Origin of the sequence: Anthropogastromicrobium aceti (genome assembly GCF_020687335.1) — a bacterium.
In the GTDB taxonomy this organism is placed as follows: Bacteria; Bacillota; Clostridia; order Lachnospirales; family Lachnospiraceae; genus Anthropogastromicrobium; species Anthropogastromicrobium aceti.
Genome location: NZ_JAJEQN010000006.1, coordinates 93,014 through 113,427 on the forward strand (window position 1 = coordinate 93,014; position 20,414 = coordinate 113,427).

The following is a 20,414-nucleotide window of genomic DNA, read 5'->3' on the forward strand; positions in this document are numbered from 1 at the left end:
AATTATTGGTCAAACATGCGGTAATACTGAAGAATTTCATAATTATCAAGCCATGTTTTTTCTTCGCCAGTGGCTTCCTTTAAATAGTGACATGTACCGTCGGTGTCTACATAGCCAACTGCATTGACGACAGGAAGTACTTCTGACATCTGTGAGAGGAAGCTTTGATATTTTGTAAGGCCAAGACCGGCAACCTTGGCAACTTTTGTAGAAAGATAATTAGCACTAATTGCAAGATTACTTTCCTCCTCGATATCATAATTTGCCCAGATAAAGAAAGGAACCTGCTGACGCTTTTGCTGTTCTTCAAGCGTCTGGTTATTGATATCAAGGCCATTTTCTTCATAGATTGGTTCAACAACATAATCGTTTGGCTGATGATCACCGAAGAAGACAACAATTGTTTTCTTGTCAGAAGCAGAAAGCTCAGTAAGCAGATAGTTAACTGCGTCATCAGTGTATTTCATCAGGGAAAGGTAGTTGTTTAAATACTTGGTGCTCTTTGTATTTTTAAACTTAGCCTCAATAGACGGAGTGAAGTTATCATACGGTGTGCCATAACTACTGTGATTTTGCATTGTTACATTAAAGATAAAGGCAGGATCGGTGCTTTGATTTAAGATATCGAGAACCTCTTCAAAGTCGGCCTGATCGCTGACATATTTTCGAAGCTGTTCACCGTGATGATAATTTTTCAAGGAAAGAAACTGTCCAAATCCCATCTTTTCGTAAACAGAGCTTCGATTCCAGCCAGAGGCATTATACGGATGCATAGCAGTTGTGCTGTAGCCTAATTCCTCCATGTGTGAAACAATTGACAGAGCATACTTATTTAAATACTGCTGATAAGGAATGCTTCCACTTGGAAGAAATGCCATCGAATCGCCTGTCAGATATTCAAACTCTGAATTTGCAGTGTTGCCGCCAAGAACAGATACATAAAGATGACCGCTTATGGTGTTTGGAGCGCCGTCAAGCAGACTTCGAATATACGGCATAAAGTCTTCGTTGCAGGAAAAGTCGCCAAGTACAGTAGGATCAGAGAAACATTCATCCATAATGACAACGATATTTGGAAGCTCATCGGCAGTAGAAGAAGTTTCAGTCTGCTCATCAAGAAGCGATTTAGCATATTCTTTGCTGTAGCCGTTTGGCTCATCAATTCTAAGATAGCGGCTGTCCATCAAAAAGGCAACGAAAAAGCCATTTGTCTTAAACATATATTTTGGAGTAAACAGCGTGTTGTCAAGGCTTGTATAATCTGCAATGTCAGGCTGATATAAAAAGTGGACATAGCATGCAGACGGAATGATTAAAACGCAGCAAAGTGCCAGACGAATCAGTCCGCGAATTGTCTTTTTAGCGCTTATAGCCGGGAAATGAAGATTACATTTTCCGGCAAGTATTATACATCCTAAAAAGCCAGCTGCAAGCTGAGCAACAAGATAAGTGATGCTGAAGGTATAATTGTTTGCAACAGTGGCTGCAGTTCCAACTGAGAGCAGATCCCATGGCAGAATCGGTGAGGAGCGAAACAAAATAACAAAATAGTTCGCCAGACCGACAATCATGGTAAAGATAAGCAGAATATCAAGTGAGATTTTTGTTGATCCGCTTACGAAGAAGAAAAACAAAAAGAACAGATAGTAAAAGACAAGGTTTAATAAAACAGCGTCAATTTCCATCGTTTCCCAGACAACATGTGTCATAGACTCCAGTAAAAAGAATGCGGCTGTCGGAAGAATAATAGTGATGACAGCCTTTACAACTGGATGCAGAGAAAATGGCAGCACGTAGATGACCATAGAGACAACGGCAATGGCAATCAGAATTAATAGATCAGGCAGGGAGAAACCATTAAAAAAGCAGGCCATTCCAATGCATATGGCAAAAAGTGCTAGAAAAACAAAAAAGCCTGCTTTCTGTCGGAGCGACCAGTCGGACAAGCTTTGTTTATCTTTGGAAGAATGTAAAAAAGTCTTCATAATACATGTCACCTTTCTTTAAATATTGTATTTCGCTTCGTTAGTATATCACAAGATTTCAGTAAAGAATAGGAGTATTTTGTGAAAAATTTTTGAAAAAAGATTCCATTTTTTTGTTTTATCTAGTATACTTAGGGTAAAAGAAAGCAGTGTCCTTTAAAAAGTGACACGGAAAGGCATGGTTTTTATGGATTATCAGGCATTGTACGATGAGTGGCTGACAAGCCCGTGTTTTGACGAGGCAACAAAGGCTGAGTTAAGAGGAATTTCAGAGGAGGAGAAAAAGGATCGTTTCTATACGGAGCTGGAATTTGGTACAGCTGGTCTTCGCGGCGTTATCGGAGCTGGATTAAACCGTATGAATATTTATACAGTTCGCAAGGCAACACAGGGACTTGCTAATTATATTATCAAGGCAGGAGAGCAGAAGAAGGGTGTTGCAATTGCATATGATTCACGCCGTATGTCCTCAGAATTTGCCAAGGAAGCAGCACTTTGTCTGGCTGCAAATGGCATTAAGGCATATCTGTTTGAATCTCTTCGCCCGACACCAGAGCTTTCATTTGCTGTAAGAAAGCTTGGCTGTATCGCAGGAATCAATATTACCGCATCTCACAATCCGCCGGAATATAATGGATATAAGGTATATTGGGAGGACGGCGCACAGATTACACCGCCTCATGACAAGGGCATCATGGCAGAGGTAAAGGCAATCACAGATTTCTCCACCTTAAAGACGATGCAGGAAGATAATGCACGCGTGGCAAATCTGTTTGAGATTATTGGCGGTGCAATTGATGACGCATATATTGCAGAGTTAAAGAAGCAGGTAAAGAATCAGGATGCCATTGACGAAATGCAGGATCAGCTGACAATCGTTTATACACCTCTTCACGGAACAGGAAATGTACCGGCAAGACGTGTATTAAAGGAGCTTGGCTTTACTCATGTTTATGTAGTTCCAGAGCAGGAGCTTCCAGATGGAGAGTTCCCGACTGTAAGTTATCCAAATCCAGAGGCAGCAGAAGCATTTGAACTGGCACTTGCACTGGCAAAGGAGAAAAACGCAGATCTTGTTCTGGCAACAGATCCGGATGCAGACCGTCTTGGCGTATATGTAAAGGATGCAGAGACTGGCGAGTATCATTCTCTGACAGGAAATATGTCTGGATGCTTGCTTGCTGAGTATACAATCAGCCAGATTAAGGAAAAGCAGGGACTGCCAGAAGACGGAGCTCTTATTAAGACAATCGTTACAACGAATCTTGCAGATGCAATCGCAAAGTCTTATGGAATCCGCCTGATTGAGTGTCTGACTGGATTTAAGTACATTGGACAGCAGATTCTTGGTTTTGAGCAGAGTGGTAAGGGAACATATCTGTTTGGATTTGAGGAGAGCTATGGCTGTCTTATTGGAACACATGCAAGAGATAAAGATGCTATTGTTGCGACTATGGCACTGTGCGAGGCTGCTGCTTATTATAAGAAGCAGGGAAAGACACTGTGGGATCAGATGCTTGCAATTTATGACAAGTATGGCTATTATAAGGACAGTGTAAAGTCTGTTACCATGAAGGGTATTGAGGGTCTGGCAAAGATCGCTCAGACTATGGAAAACTTACGTGCAAATGCACCAGAGAATATCGGACCGTATAAGGTACTTCAGGCAAGAGACTACAAGTTAGATACCTGCAAAAACATGGAGACTGGCGAGGTAACACCAACTGGACTGCCGCAGTCAAATGTACTGTATTATGATCTTGAGGACGGCGCATGGCTGTGTGTAAGACCATCAGGAACTGAGCCGAAGATCAAGCTGTATTACGGTGTAAAGGGAAGCAGCATGGAAGATGCTGAAAATAGAAGCGCTGAGCTTGGAAAATATGCAGAAGCACTTTTAGGATAATATGATACCAGGATCAAAAGCTTTATAGGATAATAAAAGAAAAAGCCGCTTGCTCATCATTTGATGGGTAAGCGGCTTTTTTATGATTAATTTTCAGATGGATCTCTGTTTTCAATCAGATTGATGCGTCTTATGTGGCGCTCATCGTTAGAAAATGGTGTATTTAAGAATGTGTCAGTAATCTTTACAGCAAGTCCAGGACCAACAACGCGTCCGCCCATACAAAGGATATTGGCATCATTGTGAAGTCTTGTGGCTTCAGCGCAGAAGCAGTCAGTACACAGTGCAGCGCGGATGCCAGGAACCTTATTTGCTGCGATGGAAATACCGATGCCTGTTCCGCAGATTAAGATACCCTTGTCACATTCACCGTGTGTAATGGCATCTGTTACTTTGCGTGCATAAATAGGATAATCCACTGAGCTGTTGTCGTAGCAGCCAAAATCCTTAAATGGCAGATTATTTTCCTCTAGGTATTTGATAATCTCCTGCTTTAATTCGTAACCGCCGTGGTCGCATCCAAGTGCTATCATAATATGATTCTCCTTTGATCTTTGTGTTAAATTTTACCCCCAAGGGCATGTTTTGTTACGCTTTTTGCTGCAATGATTCATACTCAGCAATCTGATTCATAAGTGGCTCTGTCAGTGATTCAAAACGGTCTCTGTAAATTGCCTGAAGCAGATCATCGAGTTGTCTGAGTGCGCAGCTCATACGCTGTGAAGAGAGAAGTCCGCGCTCAAAGGCATCTGCCAGCTCATCAAGATCCACTACGCGAGTGTTTCCGTCTGGCTTGACTATCACATCTGCCAACAGATCAGTAAAGACATAAGTGTCGCTGTCCTTTTCGTAGTTTGTCTCAATGATGTCACAATACCAATACATGAAATCGTGACTGTGCGAATAAAATCGGCTGATCTTAAAACCACGGTCTAAAAAGTAACATGAATAGCCGTATGCAAGATCAGACTTTGGATGAAGCGTCTTCCAGAATGTAATGATTTTTTTATCATCGTGATATAGGATTTCATCATTAGTTAACAGTATTGATTCAAGTGGTATCAGACGGTTTCGGTAGAGCGTTGGCTTAGACATAGAATCCCTCCTAATCAAAAAGTGGCTAAAATAGGCACTTTTTTCTTAGTATAGCAAAGATGACATAGAATGGCAACACGCAAATTTTGCAAAAGATTAATGTGTATAAAGTTTTTTTAATAGGAAATACTTTCCAATAGGAGCAGAAAGGAGGCAATATGTACCGTATATTGACAGGGCTTTGCTGTGCAGTGTGGTGCGCAGTGATTGCGGTGGAAGCGTTTGGACTGAATAAAAGACAGGAAATGGCGCTAGACAGCTTTGAGATGGCATCTTGTTTTAATGACGAATTTACAGATGATGTGACGGCACAGATTCGCCTTTATGGTACTGGTCCTGCATTAACGTCAGAAGAAGAGATTACAGAATACCTTGAGGGTGCGGCGGCCGTCTGTCAAATTTACAGTGGATATGGGATTATAAAAAAGAAGGAAACGTATGGATGTATATGGGAGCTTGAAGGTGCAAATGAAGATTTTTCCTGGAGCCTGCAATACTTAAGAAAAAATAATGACGAAGATACAAATGAAAATCAGACGGCAATAAAAAATGACAATATGTGCGAAGGGCTGATCAGCTGGCGGTTTGCGGGAGACTGGTCAGAAGAAATGCAAAGGATATATGAGAAAAAAGAACGACTGGAAAAATACAGCCAGAGCCAATCAAAACTATGTTTAGAGCTTATAGGAAGCTGGCCGCAGTTAATGACAAAAGAACAGATAGATGAATGTGCTAAAAAAATGATAAATAAAGCAGGCGCATCGCTTGTAAGTGCAAAAGGACAGGACAATCTGCAGCTATACTATGGATATGGGGAAAAATTAGGAGAAGTGATACGGTTTCAAAACGAAAGATCAAATATCAATCTGCTGTACCGTGTAAATGGCGAGAAAACAATATGTATTCTCGGTTTTCCAACGGTACAGTGGGATGATTAGTTAAGGCGTGGAACACTTGAATTTAATGCGGCATAAAATAAAAGTAAATCCGTCTGAAAGGATTTTGCTATGATATGGAGCAGTCACAGCCAGTACGGGCTGTATCATCAGTCATCACGCTTTCGGCCGCAGACCCCACAGGATGCATTGATCGCCCAAAGGCTTGAGGAGGCAGCAGATGAGATTCAAACGCAGTACTGGAAAAGCCTCTATCCGGAAAAAATAAAAAAGATACAGCAGGAAATTGAACATACTTGTGATGAGCTTGATTATGCAGGAAGCTTTATTTATGATGAATATCCAGATAAAATAAATCTTAATCGAACAGGACGTCAAATCTGTGAGCGTCTTAGAAAAAATGAGGAGTTTAGAGAAATACCGATAGAGGATCTATTTGAGGCAAGCGGACACGATGCATTTATGCCACCACCACCGCCACCATTTGGTCCACCGCCGCCACCATTTGGTCCTCCTCAGGGACCACCGCCGCCTAGGCCGCCAAGACAGCAAAGCTGGCTGGAAGATATAGTAAGTGTACTTTTATATCAGGAGATTGCAAGGCGAAGGTGCAGACGATGCAGAGGACGATATTGATGTTAACGGCAGTACAAAAAAAGACTTGTGATTTTACTAGATTGCAAGTAAAATAAAGCCATAACAATACCCTGTTAATAGGGAAAAAGAAAGGTATGGTTTTGATTTGAAAAAGCTAATTCGAAGGATTCTGCTGCTGATTTTTATTTTTGCAGCTGCATTTGGCAGCTTTGTAGTATATCAGCAGTATACACAGAAAACACAGCAGACAGACAGCTACGAAACGATGCAGTCAGGCACACTTGCCGCTGTAAGGCTTAAGTATCTTACAGATAACAGCAATATTCTTCGTGGTTATACACAAAAGATGGATGTTTCCACGATGAGGGGCTGTATTACGCCCCTGTCGAAGGAACATAAACTGTCCATTCAGATCGATCAGGCGGAGAATGTCGGTCAGGTTTCATATGAAGTCAGAGGTCTTGATGGCACACGTCTTGTAGAGGATGGTGTGATAAGCGGATGGGAAACGGATGGCAGCACTATGAATACACAGCTGCAGCTTTCTAATCTGGTAGATGATGGCAATGAATATCAGTTTGTTTTATGTGTCAGTCAGAAGGAAAAACCTGTCTATTATTATAGCAGAATTATTTATCTGACAGATGAACATACAGAAAGCCTCGTTGGTTTTGCACATGATTTCTGGCAGGCATCAATTGACAAAAACAGTGATTTTGTCGTCAATTACATACAGCCAGATGAGACGATGGGAACAGATGATTTCAGCTACGTGAATCAGCATTCAAGAAGTGGTATGATCACGTGGAATGGTCTTTTAGTTGAGGCTGGAACAGTAGAGACAACGCTTACGGAGTTAAGTGACAGTCAGGCAAGTATTACATTGACATATCCTGTAACAATAAGTAACGGCACAGACAGCAAAACATGTATGGTGAATGAAAATTATGTTGTGCGTTTTAGAAGTGATGTGCTTTATCTTCTTGATTTTGAACGCCATGTAAAAGAGCAGTTTTCGGTAGCAGCACCAGTGTATGCAAAGGGGGCACTGCAGCTTGGCATTACAGATGAGGAAGTATCCAAGATGGCATCAGATGATGAAAATATTCAGGCATACGTGTATGACGGACAGCTGTTTACATCAAATGAAAAAGATAATTCATTAAGTCTTATATACACATATCAGGATGGAGCTGAGGATAAATCATTTTTAGATGGGTATAAGCTGCAGCCAATTCGTGTTGAAAACAGTGGCGATATTTATTTTATGGCATATGGTTATCACAGCAGAGGAAATCATGAGGGACAGGTTGGCGTCAGCTTCCTTCATTATAAATGTGAGACAGCCTGTATTGATGAAATCTTCTATATTCCAGTTACATTCTCGGAAGAGATCCTTATGAAAAATATGGGAACGCTTGCCTATGTCAATAATGAGTCTGATTTGATGTACCTTTTGTATCAGAGTACTGTGTATTCTATCGATTTAAGCAGTGGAGAGAAGGCACAGCTTGCTAAGGCATCAAGTGCAGGAAGCTTTTACTCCAATAAATCAAGCAGCCTTATTGCCTGGGAGGAGGGCGATGAGGGATATGCAGGCGTGATTAGAATTGCCGATCTAAGCACTGGAGAAACGTATCGTATAGATGCAGGAGAAGGTGAGTTTGTTCAGATTCAGGGCTTTTTGGGCAATGATCTGGTGTATGGCACGGGAAGAAAGAGTGATGTGCTGACACAGGCCGGACAGGTAGTGCATAAGCCTATGTATGAACTGGCAATACTTTCATTTGATGAAGACATGACACAGTCTGGTGCATATCAGATGGATGGATATTATATAGAAGGAACACAAATTTTGGAGAATCAGCTAAACATTTATCGTCTTACGAAGAACAATGCGTCTGGAAGCTATGAAGAAGCGGCTGATGATCAGATGTTTTTCAATAATCGAAGCGATAAAAAGGTTACAAGCTTAACAAAGAGCAAAATTGCAGATGATTTCCAGAAGGTGTGGTCTATTAGTCTTCCTTTCGATACAGAAAAGGTGCAGACAAATGGAACACTTTGCAAGATTCGCGATGCAGCTGCCTCATATCAGTTGAACTTAGATGATGGTGATCAGGGGCATCTTTACTATGTATATGCCAAGGGACGCTTACAGCAGATTGACAGTGTGCTTGCAGATGCTATTGACACCGCGTATGATCAGATGGGAGTAGTGGTAGATGATAGGGCAAGCTATGTTTGGACAAGAGGAACTAGAGCGCTGAGTAAAAATCTGACATTTGAAGAACAGCAGGCAAAAAACGCAGAAGATGGCTTAAGGGCATGCTTAGAGATTCTTATTTCGGCTGAAGGCGGAAATGCATCTTTAGTAGAAGCACTTTTGAATGAGAAGACGGCTGTTGAGGATATTATGACTCAGGCAATAGAGGCTGAAAACACAAAAGATACGTCAAAAAGTGTAAGCGGCCGTGCAGAAAATCTAAGAGGCAGCAGTGTAACACAGATTTTATATTATATCAACGAAAATCATCTGGTGCTTGCAGTTACTGGAGACAGCAGTGCGCTATTGCTTACAGGCTATGACACAAAAAATGTAAGTGTGTATGATCCCGTTACATCAGAGACTACTACGATGGCAATTGCTGATGCACAAGAATATTTTGAGGCATATGACTGTGCATTCTTTGCATGGATAAAATAAGGAAAGTAAGTTATGTTTTGTAGGAATTTTTTCCTAAAAAAGTGGCTGATTGCGCTCTACTGTTATAAAAATTTTGCATTGCACAAAACAGTCACACTCTGTATAATAAAAAAGAAAAAGTATGAAGCAATGTTTGCCCGCCAGAAAGCATAGTGCATCGAGGATGAGAGCAGACGATAACAAAAGCAGGAGGAATTGCAATGGAGAAGGAGTCGGTTATTGTATTAGACTTTGGTGGTCAGTATAATCAGCTGATTGCACGCCGCGTGCGCGAGTGCAACGTATACTGTGAGGTAAAGCCTTACACGATGAGCCTGGAAGAGATCAAAAAAATAAATCCTAAGGGAATCATCTTTACTGGTGGTCCAAACAGCGTTTATGATGAAAAGTCACCACATTATGACAAAGCCATTTTTGAATTGGGTATTCCGATTCTTGGTATTTGCTATGGTTCACAGTTAATGGCATGGAGTCTTGGAGGAACTGTAGAGACAGCACCGACAAGTGAGTATGGACATACAGAGGTGGAGGTTGACACAGAGGACACTTTATTTGAAGGCGTATCAAAGACAACTGTTTGCTGGATGAGCCACACTGATTACATTGCAAAGGCACCGCAAGGTTTTCGTGTGACTGCGCATACACCTGTATGCCCGGTAGCCGCAATGTCCTGCCCAGAGAGAAAGCTTTATGCAACACAGTTCCATCCGGAAGTTATGCATACAGCAGAGGGTATGAAGATGCTCTCAAACTTCGTATACAAGGTTTGTGGATGTCACGGAGATTGGAAAATGTCATCCTTTGTAGAGACAACAATCGCACAGCTTCGTGAGCGTATCGGTAATGGCAAGGTTCTTTGTGCATTATCTGGCGGAGTAGATTCTTCTGTTGCAGCTGTACTTCTTTCTAAGGCAATTGGCAAACAGCTGACTTGTGTATTTGTAGATCATGGCCTGCTTCGTAAAAATGAGGGTGATGAGGTTGAGGCTGTATTTGGACCAAACGGCTCATATGAGTTAAACTTTATTCGTGTCAATGCACAGCAGCGTTATTATGAGAAGTTAAAGGGCGTTACAGAGCCAGAGGCAAAGAGAATGATTATCGGTGAGGAGTTCATCCGCGTATTCGAGGAAGAGGCAAGAAAGATCGGTGCTGTCGACTATCTGGTACAGGGAACCATCTACCCGGATGTTATCGAGTCTGGTCTTGGAAAGTCAGCTGTTATTAAGTCTCACCACAACGTAGGAGGACTTCCAGACGTAGTTGATTTCAAGGAGATCGTAGAGCCGCTTCGTATGCTGTTTAAGGATGAGGTTCGTAAGGTAGGATTAGAGCTAGGCATTCCGGACTATCTTGTATATCGTCAGCCATTCCCGGGCCCAGGTCTTGGAATTCGTATTATCGGAGAGGTAACAGAGGAGAAGGTAAAGATCGTTCAGGAGGCTGATTATATCTACCGTGAGGAGATTGCAAAGGCAGGTTTGGATAAGGGTCTTGGTCAGTATTTTGCAGCGCTCACCAACATGAGAAGTGTTGGTGTTATGGGTGATTTCCGTACCTACGATTACGCAATTGCGCTTCGCGCTGTAAATACTTCAGATTTCATGACTGCTGACGCAGCGCAGCTTCCGTGGGAAGTACTTGGAAAGGTAACAAACCGTATCGTTAATGAGGTAAAGGGTGTAAACCGCGTAATGTACGACTGCACAGGAAAGCCGCCGGCAACAATAGAATTTGAGTAACAAAAAAGCTCTCTACCTATTATTAGAGCGTTAAGTATACCCGTTGGAGAACATGATGTTTTCCAACGGGTTATTTTAAGTCAGTTTGAATTAAGTTCAGAAAGGGGACTTTATGTATAATACTATTGTAACACTTAAAAAAGGCGAAGGCCGAACGATCAAATCTGGCGGTGCCTGGATCTTTGATAATGAAATAGAAACTATTATGGGAAGATTTACAAACGGAGATATTGTGACAGTACATGATTTCGACGGATATCCTATGGGAAATGGTTTTATCAATCAAAATTCTAAAATTCGCATACGTATGATGACTCGCAAAGCAGATCAGGTAATTGATCATGATTTTTTAACAATGCGCGTGAAAAATGCATGGGATTACCGTAAGACAACGGTAGATACTTCATCTTGCCGAATTATTTTTGGTGAAGCAGATTTTCTTCCGGGACTTGTCATTGATAAATATGAAGATGTTCTGGTAGTGGAATGTCTGGCTCTTGGCATGGAAGCTTTTAAAGAAGAAATTGTGGAAATTTTAAAGGAACTTCTTCTAAAAGATGGCATCTTAATCCGCGGAGTCTATGAGCGCAGCGATGCAAACGAGCGCACAAAAGAGGGACTGCCAAAGGTAAAAGGCTTTATCGGGGATGAATTTGACACTACTGTGGAAATTATTGAAAATGGTGTGCATTATCTTGTAGATGTGGCAAATGGTCAGAAAACAGGATTTTTCCTTGATCAGAAATATAATCGTCTTGCTATGCAGCGTATATGCAAAGGTAAAAAGGTATTGGATTGTTTTACCCACATGGGAACATTTGCGTTGAATGCAGGTATTGCCGGTGCAAGTGATGTTACTGGACTTGATATTTCTGAATACGCAGTTTCTCAGGCAGAAGCCAATGCACGCTTAAACGGACTTCAGGATACAGTTCACTTTCGCTGCGCGAATGTGTTAGATGAATTACCAAAACTTGCTGCAGCAGGCGAAAAATATGACGTAGTTATTCTTGATCCGCCTGCTTTCACAAAATCAAGAGAAGCTACTAAGAATGCAATCAAAGGATATCGTGAAATCAACATGAAGGGACTTAAGCTTGTAAAAGACGGTGGCTATTTGGCTACTTGTTCCTGCTCTCATTTCATGACACAGGAGCTGCTAGCAAAAACCGTAAAAGAAGCAGCAAAAGCAACCCATAAAAGACTTCGTCAGGTGGAATTTCGCACACAGGCTCCAGACCATCCGATTCTGTGGGCAGCTGATGAAAGCTATTATCTAAAGTTCTTTATTTTCCAGGTTGTGGAGGAAAAATAATGAGCCACCGGGGACAGGCGACGGTATTTTACCTGTCCCCGATGGCTCGCCATCGTCTTATTTATTCTGAAAATTTATCACCGTAATGAATATGCATGTCTTCCCAGTCAGTAAATAATACATAGAATACTCGACCGTATTGCTGACTATTTACGATTCTTCCATGATCAAGTACAGAAAGATAAGAGCCGTCAGCTTTTCGAAGATGAAAGTGAATATAATCATTTTCGTTGCCGCTGTCAATTTGTTCCCAAATGCTTGATTCTATCTTTTGCTGTTCATCTTCCCTAATCAGGTTGCGAAAGCTTTTTTTGGCAAGCCTAAATAGTTCATCCATATTTTTATAGCCTGTCATGCGAAGAAACTCGTGGTTTGCATAAAATAGCTCGTCATCAGTTTTGTCAGCCCTGTATATAATAAAAGCGCCCGGAAGATGTTCGGAGATATCCTTGAGGGCAAATCCAAGTTGTTTGCGAGCACCTAACTGAAGACCATTTCTGTAAGCCATGCATCCATTTTTTCCATGAAGTTTTATCTCATAAAGAGCAGCATCTGCACAGCGCATGAGCTGAGAACGGTTTGAAGCAAAGGTTGGATATTCAGCATATCCGAGCGAAATATAAAATTGATATTCATTTCCATTGCATGAAAATACCCTTGGAATTTTTGTGAATTGCTCCAACTGTTCTTCTGCATCGTCATATGTGCAATTAGGCAGAAAAATACAGAACTCATCACCACCGTTTCTTCCTAGTAATGCATTAGATGGAAAAAAGTTTTTCATACTATCAGCAAGATTTTTTAAAGCTTTGTCGCCGTAGGCATGTCCATAGATATCATTGATAAATTTAAAGTCATCTATGTCAAGGAGTGCGACTACAAAATGTGACTTCGGATTTTTTGCAATCATTTTTTCCGCTAATTCATCAAATCCATAACGATTGTAAATATTGGTAAGAGAATCCATGTGTGCCAGAGCTTGAAATTTGTTTTTATTTTCTTTCGATGATAACCATACCCAGGTAAGACATGACATAATCAATACGATAGAAGTAAAAAATCCAATGATAGCACGAAAATTGATGGTGTCAAGAGTTTTAGTTACGGTTCACGCGTCTTGCTAGATTTGGACAAATTTCATGCTTACATGAAAATTTGTTTTTCTTAAATAAAGGTTGTCAAATATTTTTGTATTAGGTATAATGAAATAGTTAAATGGCATCGGAAAAATCAGTAAGTCCAAAATTAAGGAAAAGAATAAGGAGGAGTTTAATATGAATGTTAATAAAATAAGACGTCCAGCTGACATGGAGAGAATTACAACGCCAAAGCTTGCCAAGGCTTTTATTGAGGAGCAGGTTGCGCTGATTAAAGAGCAGGTGGGAGATAAGAAGGTTCTTCTTGCACTTTCTGGTGGAGTTGATTCATCTGTTGTTGCAGCACTTTTAATTAAAGCAATTGGTCAGCAGCTTGTATGTGTTCATGTTAATCATGGTCTGCTTCGCAAGGGTGAGCCAGAGCAGGTAATTGAAGTGTTCCGTAATCAGATGAATGCAAATCTGGTTTATGTTGATGCAACAGATCGTTTCCTTGATAAATTAGCAGGAGTTGATGATCCTGAGAAGAAGAGAAAAATTATTGGCGGAGAATTTATTGAAGTATTTGCTGAAGAGGCAAGAAAGCTTGACGGAATTGAATTCTTAGCACAGGGTACAATTTGGCCGGATATTCTTGAGTCAGAAGAAGGCATTAAGGCACACCACAATGCAGGCGGACTTCCGGAAGATATGGATTTTGAGCTTGTAGAGCCAGTCAGAATCCTTTTCAAAGATGAGGTTCGTGTTGTTGGTGACGAACTTGGTCTGCCTCATGATATGGTTTATCGTCAGCCATTCCCAGGACCGGGACTTGGTGTTCGTTGTCCAGGAGCTATTACACGTGATCGTCTTGAAGCAGTGCGCGAGTCTGATGCAATTCTTCGTGAGGAGTTTGACAAGAACGGACTTGCAGGAAAGATCTGGCAGTATTTCACCGTTGTTCCAGAATTTAGATCAACAGGAATTAAAAACGGAAAGCGTGCTTTCGAGTGGTGCTGTATTGTACGTGCAGTATGTTCAACTGACGTTATGACAGCAACAGCTGCTGAGATTCCACATGAAGTGATGGTTCATATTACAGATCGTATCACACATGAAGTTGCAGGAATCAATCGTGTTCTGTATGATTTTACACCAAAGCCTACAGGAACAGTCGAGTTTGAATAAATTGAGAAGTCGTAAAAGCCCAGTGTTTATGCGAGTTTACGGCATTTCGAGAGGTCTTTTGATAACAATTTGATAACAGTCATATAAGAGCCATTATTCTTGCAATCCAGTGGTTTACGGGTTACAGAATGATTTAGAGTTGGTTTTGTATGACAAAATAAATCCATATTATAAAGCCCTTAGCTGTGGGTAGTAACTCATAGCTAAGGGCTTTTTTGGCGTTCAAGGATTATTTTTCGTCAGTATCTTCAGCAAATATTTTCTTGAAACTTTGAAGATTATCTCCAAATTTTTGATAAAATTGACGCTTTGATATTGGCTTTTTGGTGGATAGATTTTCGTATAGGGTATATGCAGTGGTTACTAAAGTTAGTGTGTTGAAATCAGCAATTTCACTAATTATTTCTTCGTCATGCCTTGAAATCATTATTATATCCTCCTGTTTATTAGTCAGTGAGTTTGTCTTTGAATGCTTCGACTAATGCGTCACTAAGCTCCTTTGAGGGAACTTTCGCCCAGATTTGTGTGGTATCGAACTTCGGATAGTAATAACGCCAGTTGTCGTATTCTTCCCTGCTGATTTCCTCGGAAGATAGCTTGTCCGCCTGTTCTTTCCAAGCGCAGAGCATTTTTGAAAGCTCGGCAGCGTCCTTACCTTTGTCCTTGTTGACTTTCAGGCAGACTTCTCCGTCTGCTTCGCTGACGGTAAGACCATAAATATCTTCAAGGGTAAATAAGGTGTGCATAAGACCGATGTAGCTGTCAATATCGGGAACATCAAGAGCCTGCGGGGAAACCTCAAGCACCTGCGCCAATGCAGCCGTTAAGTCTGCTTTTGGTTTACGGGAGCCAGTTTCGTACTGTGCCAGACGCACATCTGCGCTCCGTTCAGGAAAGCCGACAGCCGTACCAAGATATTTTTGCGTCATACCACGCAAAAGCCTAAAAAAATGTATTCTTTCGCCAATAGCCATAGTGTCTACACTCCTTGCTTATGTACTGCAATCAGTATAGCAGATATGTTTAGGGATTGTCAAGAGGAAACGAAACAAAAAAGTTTAATATTTTCTCGAAAACCTCTTGACACAAGCATATATGCTTAGTATAATAGAAAATACTAATCGGATATGCTTAATATAAACCAAATGACCGTCTGAGTAGGATACTCCGCCACGACCTTTTGATTTATTCAAGAGAGAGCGAGATAACGCCGCTGAAATGGGGGCAGGAACGATATTCGGGGAGAACGGCAACTTAAAAATCTTATGAAAGGACTGACGATATGGAAAACAAATTTATTCGTGCCGATGATGTGGCACAGGAACTAAGCGTATCAAAGCCCTATGCCTATAAGCTCATCAGAAAACTGAACGAAGAGTTGAAAGAACAGGGCTTTATTACGATTGCGGGTCGTGTAAACCGCCAGTATTTTTATGAAAGGCTCTACGGAGCAGGAAAGGAGAGTAAATAATGCCAGTATTCAAAAATGAGGACAACGGCACTTGGTATGTGATGGCGAGATATATGAACTGGAAAGGCGAACGCAAGCAGAAATGTAAGCGGGGTTTCGCCACAAAGAAAGAAGCGCAGGAATGGGAGCGAATGTTTCAGCTACAAAATTCGTCTGACCTTGATATGAGCTTTGAAGCCTTTACGGAACTGTATATCAACGATGTAAAAAACCGCCTGAAAGAAAACACTTGGCTGACAAAGGAGCATATCATTCGCACGAAGATACTGCCCTATTTCGGCAAGTTGAAAATAAGCGAGATTTCCACAAAGGAGATTATCACTTGGCAGAATGAAATGCTTGCCTACCGTGACGAGAAGAAAAAACCGTATTCACAAACCTATCTGAAAACGCTGCACAATCAGTTGTCGGCTATCTTCAATCACGCTGTACGCTATTATGAATTGCGTTCCAATCCTGCCGCAAAGGTGGGAAATATGGGAAGTGAGGAACACAAGGAAATGCTGTTTTGGACAAAGGAAGAATACAAGAAATTTTCCTATGAAATGATGGACAAACCTGTTTCCTTTTATGCCTTTGAAATGCTCTACTGGTGCGGCATTCGTGAGGGCGAATTATTAGCCTTAACCGCCGCTGATTTCAATTTTGATAAGGAAACGGTCACGATTAACAAATCCTATCAGCGTTTACACGGCGAAGATGTGATTACCACACCGAAAACAAAGAAAAGCAATCGCACAATTAAAATGCCGCATTTTCTCTGTGAGGAAATGCAGGAATATCTCGGTATGCTCTATGGTTTGAAAAAGAAAGACCGTATCTTTACGGTAACAAAAAGCTATCTTCATCACGAGATGGACAGAGGGGCGAAAGCCGCAGGCGTAAAGCGTATAAGAATTCACGATTTGCGGCACAGCCATATAAGTTTGCTGATTGATATGGGATTTTCGGCGGTAGCGATTGCTGACCGTGTAGGACACGAAAGCATTGACATCACTTATCAGTATGCACACCTGTTTCCGTCCAAACAGACGGAAATGGCAGATAGATTAGATGATTTGGGGAAAGGAGATTTTGAAAATGTCGGCTAAAAACAGAGATAACAAAAACCGTTGGAGGAATATCACGGTAGGGTTTCGGGTATCGCCCGAAGAAAACGTACTCATTAACAAGGCGGTTGCCTTATCGGGCTTGCCGAAACAGGAATACTGTTACCGCCGCTGTCTGAATCAGGATGTGGTGGTGCAGGGCAATCCGAGAGTATTTAAGGCACTTCACAAGGAACTTGCCGCCGTTCTTACAGAATTGCAAAGGATTGAAGCGGGCGAAAAAATCAATGACGAGCTGTTGAATGTGATTGAACTGATAACAGTTATCCTCGGCGGTCTGAAAGGAGAAGATGGGAATGGAGAATAAAAAAGAAATGACTACTCCAAATGTATCTGCGGCAACAGATACGGAGCAGCCGTTTCCTAAATGTACTGAACATAGTATAGCCGACTGCGATGAAAATATCAAGAGTTTTGAAGAAATGCAGAGGGAAATGCTGCGGCAGTTATCCCCCTCGTATCTCAAAACGGTATCAATGGCGGCTTTGTATGATACCGTATTTGATATACAGACGCCGCTGATTGACGGTCTGCTCCAAAGGGGAACTTACCTTTTTGTAGGCTCCCCTAAGGTAGGGAAAAGTTTTATGATGGCGCAGCTTGCTTACCATATCAGCACAGGAACGCCGCTGTGGGATTATAAGGTGCGAAAAGCAACGGTGCTTTACTTTGCTCTTGAAGATGATTACCCACGCTTGCAGAAACGATTGTTTCAGATGTTCGGTGCGGAAGAAGCAGGCGATTTATATTTTGCAACGGAGAGTAAAACGGTCAATGGCGGTTTGGAAGAACAAATCAGAGGATTTATGCAGGAACACCCCGATACAGGTTTAATAATCATAGACACCTTAAAACGTGTCCGTGAAGCTGGCGGGGCAGATTACAGTTACGCAAGCGACTATGACATTGTGGCGAGGCTCAAAGCGTTGGCGGACAGTTATAAAGTTACAATGCTTATCGTTCATCATACCCGAAAACAGAAAGCGGAAGATATTTTCGATATGATTTCGGGAACGAATGGACTGATGGGTGCGGCGGACGGAGCTTTTGTTCTCAGTAAGGAAAAGAGAACTTCCAATAATGCTACGCTCGATGTGGCGGGCAGGGATCAGCAGGATATGAAAATTCATCTTGTGAGAGATACCGAGCGTTTGGTGTGGAACTTTGAAAAATCAGAAACGGAGTTGTGGAAAGAGCCGTCTGAGCCGTTGCTCGAAAAAATTGCAGTTACTCTTTTTTCGGAAAGTAGTAGATGGGAAGGAACAGCTTCTGAACTTTGTGAAAGGCTTGGTGTGGATATAAAACCGAATGTGCTTTCACTTAGGCTTAGTATTAACGCAAGCAGGCTGTTCCGTGATTATGGTATCCGCTATCAGAACAGCCGCACGCACGATGGCAGAAAGGTTTCGCTTTGGAAAGAAACCGATGGAGCGGCGTGACAAACGGTGTCAAAGGTGACAATGTTTTGGGAGTGGCACTGGTATCTCAAACATTGTCACCATCGTCACACATTGACACCGATTAAAGTTTGGCGGAGAGTGCAGAGAGCGCCTTTTCAAAGGCGGCTCTTTGCCTCTCGGAGAGCGCAAAACCTGCTTGCAGGTTGCATTTTTGTTGGCGGAGCTGACAAAAGTGCTTTTGCGTTACTTTCGCAGAAAGTAACAAAGGCTTGCGCCTAACGGCGCAGAAAGGAGAGGAAACGATTTATGCAAAGAACGATAAGCGCAATGGTCGGGAAAGGCTCGGTCAATCATAACAGCCGTAAATTCAAAGCAGAAAATGTGAACGCTGACCGTTCCCATCTCAATATAGATTACTGCAACGAGAATATTAAAAAGGTCTATCACGAATTGTTTGATGAAGCACTGGGAAGGTACAACGCCAAGCAGACAAGAGCAGACCGAAAGATAGAAAACTACTATGAAAAAATCCGAAGCTCCAAACAGGAAAAGCCGTTCCACGAACTGATTTTGCAGATAGGCGATAAGGAAAATATGAGTGCTGAAAGTGAGAACGGACAGCTTGCAAGGCAGGTCTTAGATGAGTATTATCGTGGCTTTCAAGAGAGAAATTCACAGCTTAGAGTGTTCTCAGCGCATCTGCATATGGACGAGGCAACGCCGCACCTGCATATTGATTTTGTTCCGTTCACTACTGGCAGCAAGCGGGGATTGGATACGAGAGTATCACTCAAACAAGCGTTAGCGGCGCAGGGATTTAAGGGCGGCTCCCGCAGCGAAACAGAGTGGAATCAGTGGGTACAGTCCGAAAAAAAACAGCTTGCCGCCGTTATGGAACGATACGGAATTAAGTGGGAACGTAAAGGAACGCACGAAAAACATCTCTCTGTTTTGGATTATAAAAAGCAACAACGGACAGAGGAAATCGAGCGATTGGAAAATAAAATCACAGATAAGCAAACAGAATTTGAAACTCTTTCCAAGCGTATTGAGAACTTTGATAAGGGTACAACTGCACTCTCACAAATGCAGAGCGCACTGGAGAATGCCCCCGAATATCAGTTATCCGAACCACAAGGCTTTATGACTGCAAAAAGTTATAAGAGCAAGGTTGCCGAGCCGTTAATTAAGCGGTTGAAATCCCTCATTAAAACGCTTATGGTGCGGTGCTTTCAAGCGATTGACGATTACCAAAGGCTCAATCAGACAAACGCCAGTCTGTACCGTAGCAATGAACGGCTTAAAAGTCAAAATAGGCAGTTGACTTCCGACAATAACAGATTGAGGGAAGAAATTAAGGACTACAAGCTGCTGAGAAAGGTATTCGGCAGCAGACAGATTGACAGCCTGTTAGAACAGGCAAGACAGTCTAAACAGCGTGGCACACGCTTTAGAAATAATCAATACGAAAGGTAGGAACAGACAATGGCAAAGACAATTTTTGAAGAAATGGGCGGCACTTATGTACGGCAAGGGGATTATTTTATCCCCTGCCTTACTCTACCAGCCGAAAAAGAAAATAAGCCTATCGGCGTATGGGGGCAGAGGCACAAACGCTATCTGCGAGAGCATAAAAGAGCAATCTACACTAATCTGCTCACAAGCGGCAAGCTGAACAGCTATCTTGCTGATATTGACGAGCAGGCAGAGGAAATGTTTTTTCGGTTGGTAGAACAGATGGCGGAGCGTGAGGGCGTGACTGAACAGTTTAAAGCGGCAAATGGCTTAGAGTGGACGAGGCGAATGAATAACATTCGAGCGTGTGCGATGGAGCTTGTCAATAAGGAAATCATCTACAATTAAAGAATTATAACGCATATAACCGTAAAATTGTGGTGGGTAGGGATAAACTCCTTACCCGCTATTT

19 protein-coding genes are annotated in these 20,414 nt (G+C 41.9%); 13 read left to right on the top strand and 6 right to left on the bottom strand.

Annotated features, from left to right (window positions below; genetic code table 11):
• Positions 1-2: 2 nt before the first annotated feature.
• Entirely contained in the window at positions 3-1,985 is a 1,983-nt protein-coding gene (locus tag LKD48_RS03610; RefSeq protein ID WP_308731219.1) for an LTA synthase family protein, read from the bottom strand.
• A gap of 187 nt (positions 1,986-2,172) precedes the next feature.
• Here LKD48_RS03610 and LKD48_RS03615 point away from each other — a divergent pair, with 187 nt between their 5' ends.
• Positions 2,173-3,891 carry a phospho-sugar mutase gene (locus LKD48_RS03615; protein WP_308731220.1) on the top strand — a complete coding sequence of 573 codons (1,719 nt, stop codon included), beginning with the start codon at positions 2,173-2,175 and terminating at the stop codon, positions 3,889-3,891.
• A gap of 86 nt (positions 3,892-3,977) precedes the next feature.
• Here LKD48_RS03615 and rpiB read toward each other — a convergent pair whose 3' ends face one another.
• Together rpiB and LKD48_RS03625 are read right to left on the bottom strand one after the other, a co-directional pair.
• The gene (gene rpiB / locus LKD48_RS03620; protein WP_066557137.1) at positions 3,978-4,424 is read right to left on the bottom strand and encodes a ribose 5-phosphate isomerase B; all 447 of its coding nucleotides are present in this window, start codon (positions 4,422-4,424) and stop codon (positions 3,978-3,980) included.
• A 55-nt stretch (positions 4,425-4,479) separates the two neighbouring features.
• Entirely contained in the window at positions 4,480-4,986 is a 507-nt protein-coding gene (locus LKD48_RS03625) for a ribonuclease FAU-1 family protein (RefSeq protein ID WP_227101415.1), read from the bottom strand.
• A 158-nt stretch (positions 4,987-5,144) separates the two neighbouring features.
• Between LKD48_RS03625 and LKD48_RS03630 the strand changes: the two genes are divergently transcribed.
• The 5 genes from LKD48_RS03630 (at position 5,145) to LKD48_RS03650 (ending at position 12,243) form a co-directional block, all read left to right on the top strand.
• The gene (locus tag LKD48_RS03630; protein WP_262537868.1) at positions 5,145-5,924 is read left to right on the top strand and encodes a YwmB family TATA-box binding protein; all 780 of its coding nucleotides are present in this window, start codon (positions 5,145-5,147) and stop codon (positions 5,922-5,924) included.
• Between the two features lie 69 nt (positions 5,925-5,993).
• A complete protein-coding gene (locus tag LKD48_RS03635; protein ID WP_227101405.1) occupies positions 5,994-6,518 on the top strand; it encodes a hypothetical protein in 525 nt (174 codons plus the stop codon).
• Between the two features lie 106 nt (positions 6,519-6,624).
• On the top strand, positions 6,625-9,186 hold the full coding sequence (locus LKD48_RS03640) for a hypothetical protein (protein ID WP_308731221.1): 2,562 nt from the start codon (positions 6,625-6,627) through the stop codon (positions 9,184-9,186).
• A 200-nt stretch (positions 9,187-9,386) separates the two neighbouring features.
• On the top strand, positions 9,387-10,928 hold the full coding sequence (gene guaA, locus LKD48_RS03645) for a glutamine-hydrolyzing GMP synthase (RefSeq protein WP_308731222.1): 1,542 nt from the start codon (positions 9,387-9,389) through the stop codon (positions 10,926-10,928).
• Positions 10,929-11,040: 112 nt separating this feature from the next.
• Positions 11,041-12,243 carry a class I SAM-dependent rRNA methyltransferase gene (locus LKD48_RS03650; RefSeq protein WP_308731223.1) on the top strand — a complete coding sequence of 401 codons (1,203 nt, stop codon included), beginning with the start codon at positions 11,041-11,043 and terminating at the stop codon, positions 12,241-12,243.
• 61 nt (positions 12,244-12,304) lie between these two features.
• On the opposite strand, the gene LKD48_RS03655 is transcribed toward LKD48_RS03650, so the two are convergent.
• Positions 12,305-13,279 carry a diguanylate cyclase domain-containing protein gene (locus LKD48_RS03655; protein ID WP_308731224.1) on the bottom strand — a complete coding sequence of 325 codons (975 nt, stop codon included), beginning with the start codon at positions 13,277-13,279 and terminating at the stop codon, positions 12,305-12,307.
• 271 nt (positions 13,280-13,550) lie between these two features.
• Here LKD48_RS03655 and guaA (LKD48_RS03660) point away from each other — a divergent pair, with 271 nt between their 5' ends.
• Positions 13,551-14,507, top strand: a complete 957-nt coding sequence (gene guaA, locus LKD48_RS03660) for a glutamine-hydrolyzing GMP synthase (protein WP_334303535.1) — start codon at positions 13,551-13,553, stop codon at positions 14,505-14,507.
• Positions 14,508-14,736: 229 nt separating this feature from the next.
• On the opposite strand, the gene LKD48_RS03665 is transcribed toward guaA (LKD48_RS03660), so the two are convergent.
• Positions 14,737-14,934, bottom strand: coding sequence for a hypothetical protein (locus LKD48_RS03665; RefSeq protein WP_087243507.1), 198 nt, complete (start codon positions 14,932-14,934; stop codon positions 14,737-14,739).
• 19 nt (positions 14,935-14,953) lie between these two features.
• Positions 14,954-15,481, bottom strand: coding sequence for a helix-turn-helix domain-containing protein (locus tag LKD48_RS03670; protein WP_117755041.1), 528 nt, complete (start codon positions 15,479-15,481; stop codon positions 14,954-14,956).
• Between the two features lie 308 nt (positions 15,482-15,789).
• On the opposite strand from LKD48_RS03670, the gene LKD48_RS03675 reads away from it, so the two are divergent.
• From LKD48_RS03675 to LKD48_RS03700, 6 genes are all read left to right on the top strand, one after another.
• Positions 15,790-15,978, top strand: coding sequence for a hypothetical protein (locus LKD48_RS03675; protein ID WP_006861347.1), 189 nt, complete (start codon positions 15,790-15,792; stop codon positions 15,976-15,978).
• Positions 15,978-17,069, top strand: coding sequence for a site-specific integrase (locus LKD48_RS03680; RefSeq protein ID WP_122011789.1), 1,092 nt, complete (start codon positions 15,978-15,980; stop codon positions 17,067-17,069). Before LKD48_RS03675 ends, LKD48_RS03680 begins: the two co-directional genes overlap by 1 nt.
• Positions 17,059-17,394 (top strand): plasmid mobilization protein, encoded by a 336-nt coding sequence (locus LKD48_RS03685; protein WP_122011788.1) that lies wholly within the window; start codon positions 17,059-17,061, stop codon positions 17,392-17,394. Before LKD48_RS03680 ends, LKD48_RS03685 begins: the two co-directional genes overlap by 11 nt.
• On the top strand, positions 17,384-18,526 hold the full coding sequence (locus tag LKD48_RS03690) for an AAA family ATPase (RefSeq protein WP_308731226.1): 1,143 nt from the start codon (positions 17,384-17,386) through the stop codon (positions 18,524-18,526). The genes LKD48_RS03685 and LKD48_RS03690 overlap by 11 nt, the downstream gene beginning before the upstream one ends.
• 267 nt (positions 18,527-18,793) lie before the next feature.
• Positions 18,794-19,963: a plasmid recombination protein gene (locus tag LKD48_RS03695; RefSeq protein WP_237986839.1), complete on the top strand. Its 1,170-nt coding sequence runs from the start codon at positions 18,794-18,796 to the stop codon at positions 19,961-19,963.
• A 9-nt stretch (positions 19,964-19,972) separates the two neighbouring features.
• The gene (locus tag LKD48_RS03700) at positions 19,973-20,350 is read left to right on the top strand and encodes a TnpV protein (protein ID WP_055237704.1); all 378 of its coding nucleotides are present in this window, start codon (positions 19,973-19,975) and stop codon (positions 20,348-20,350) included.
• Positions 20,351-20,414 lie beyond the last annotated feature (64 nt).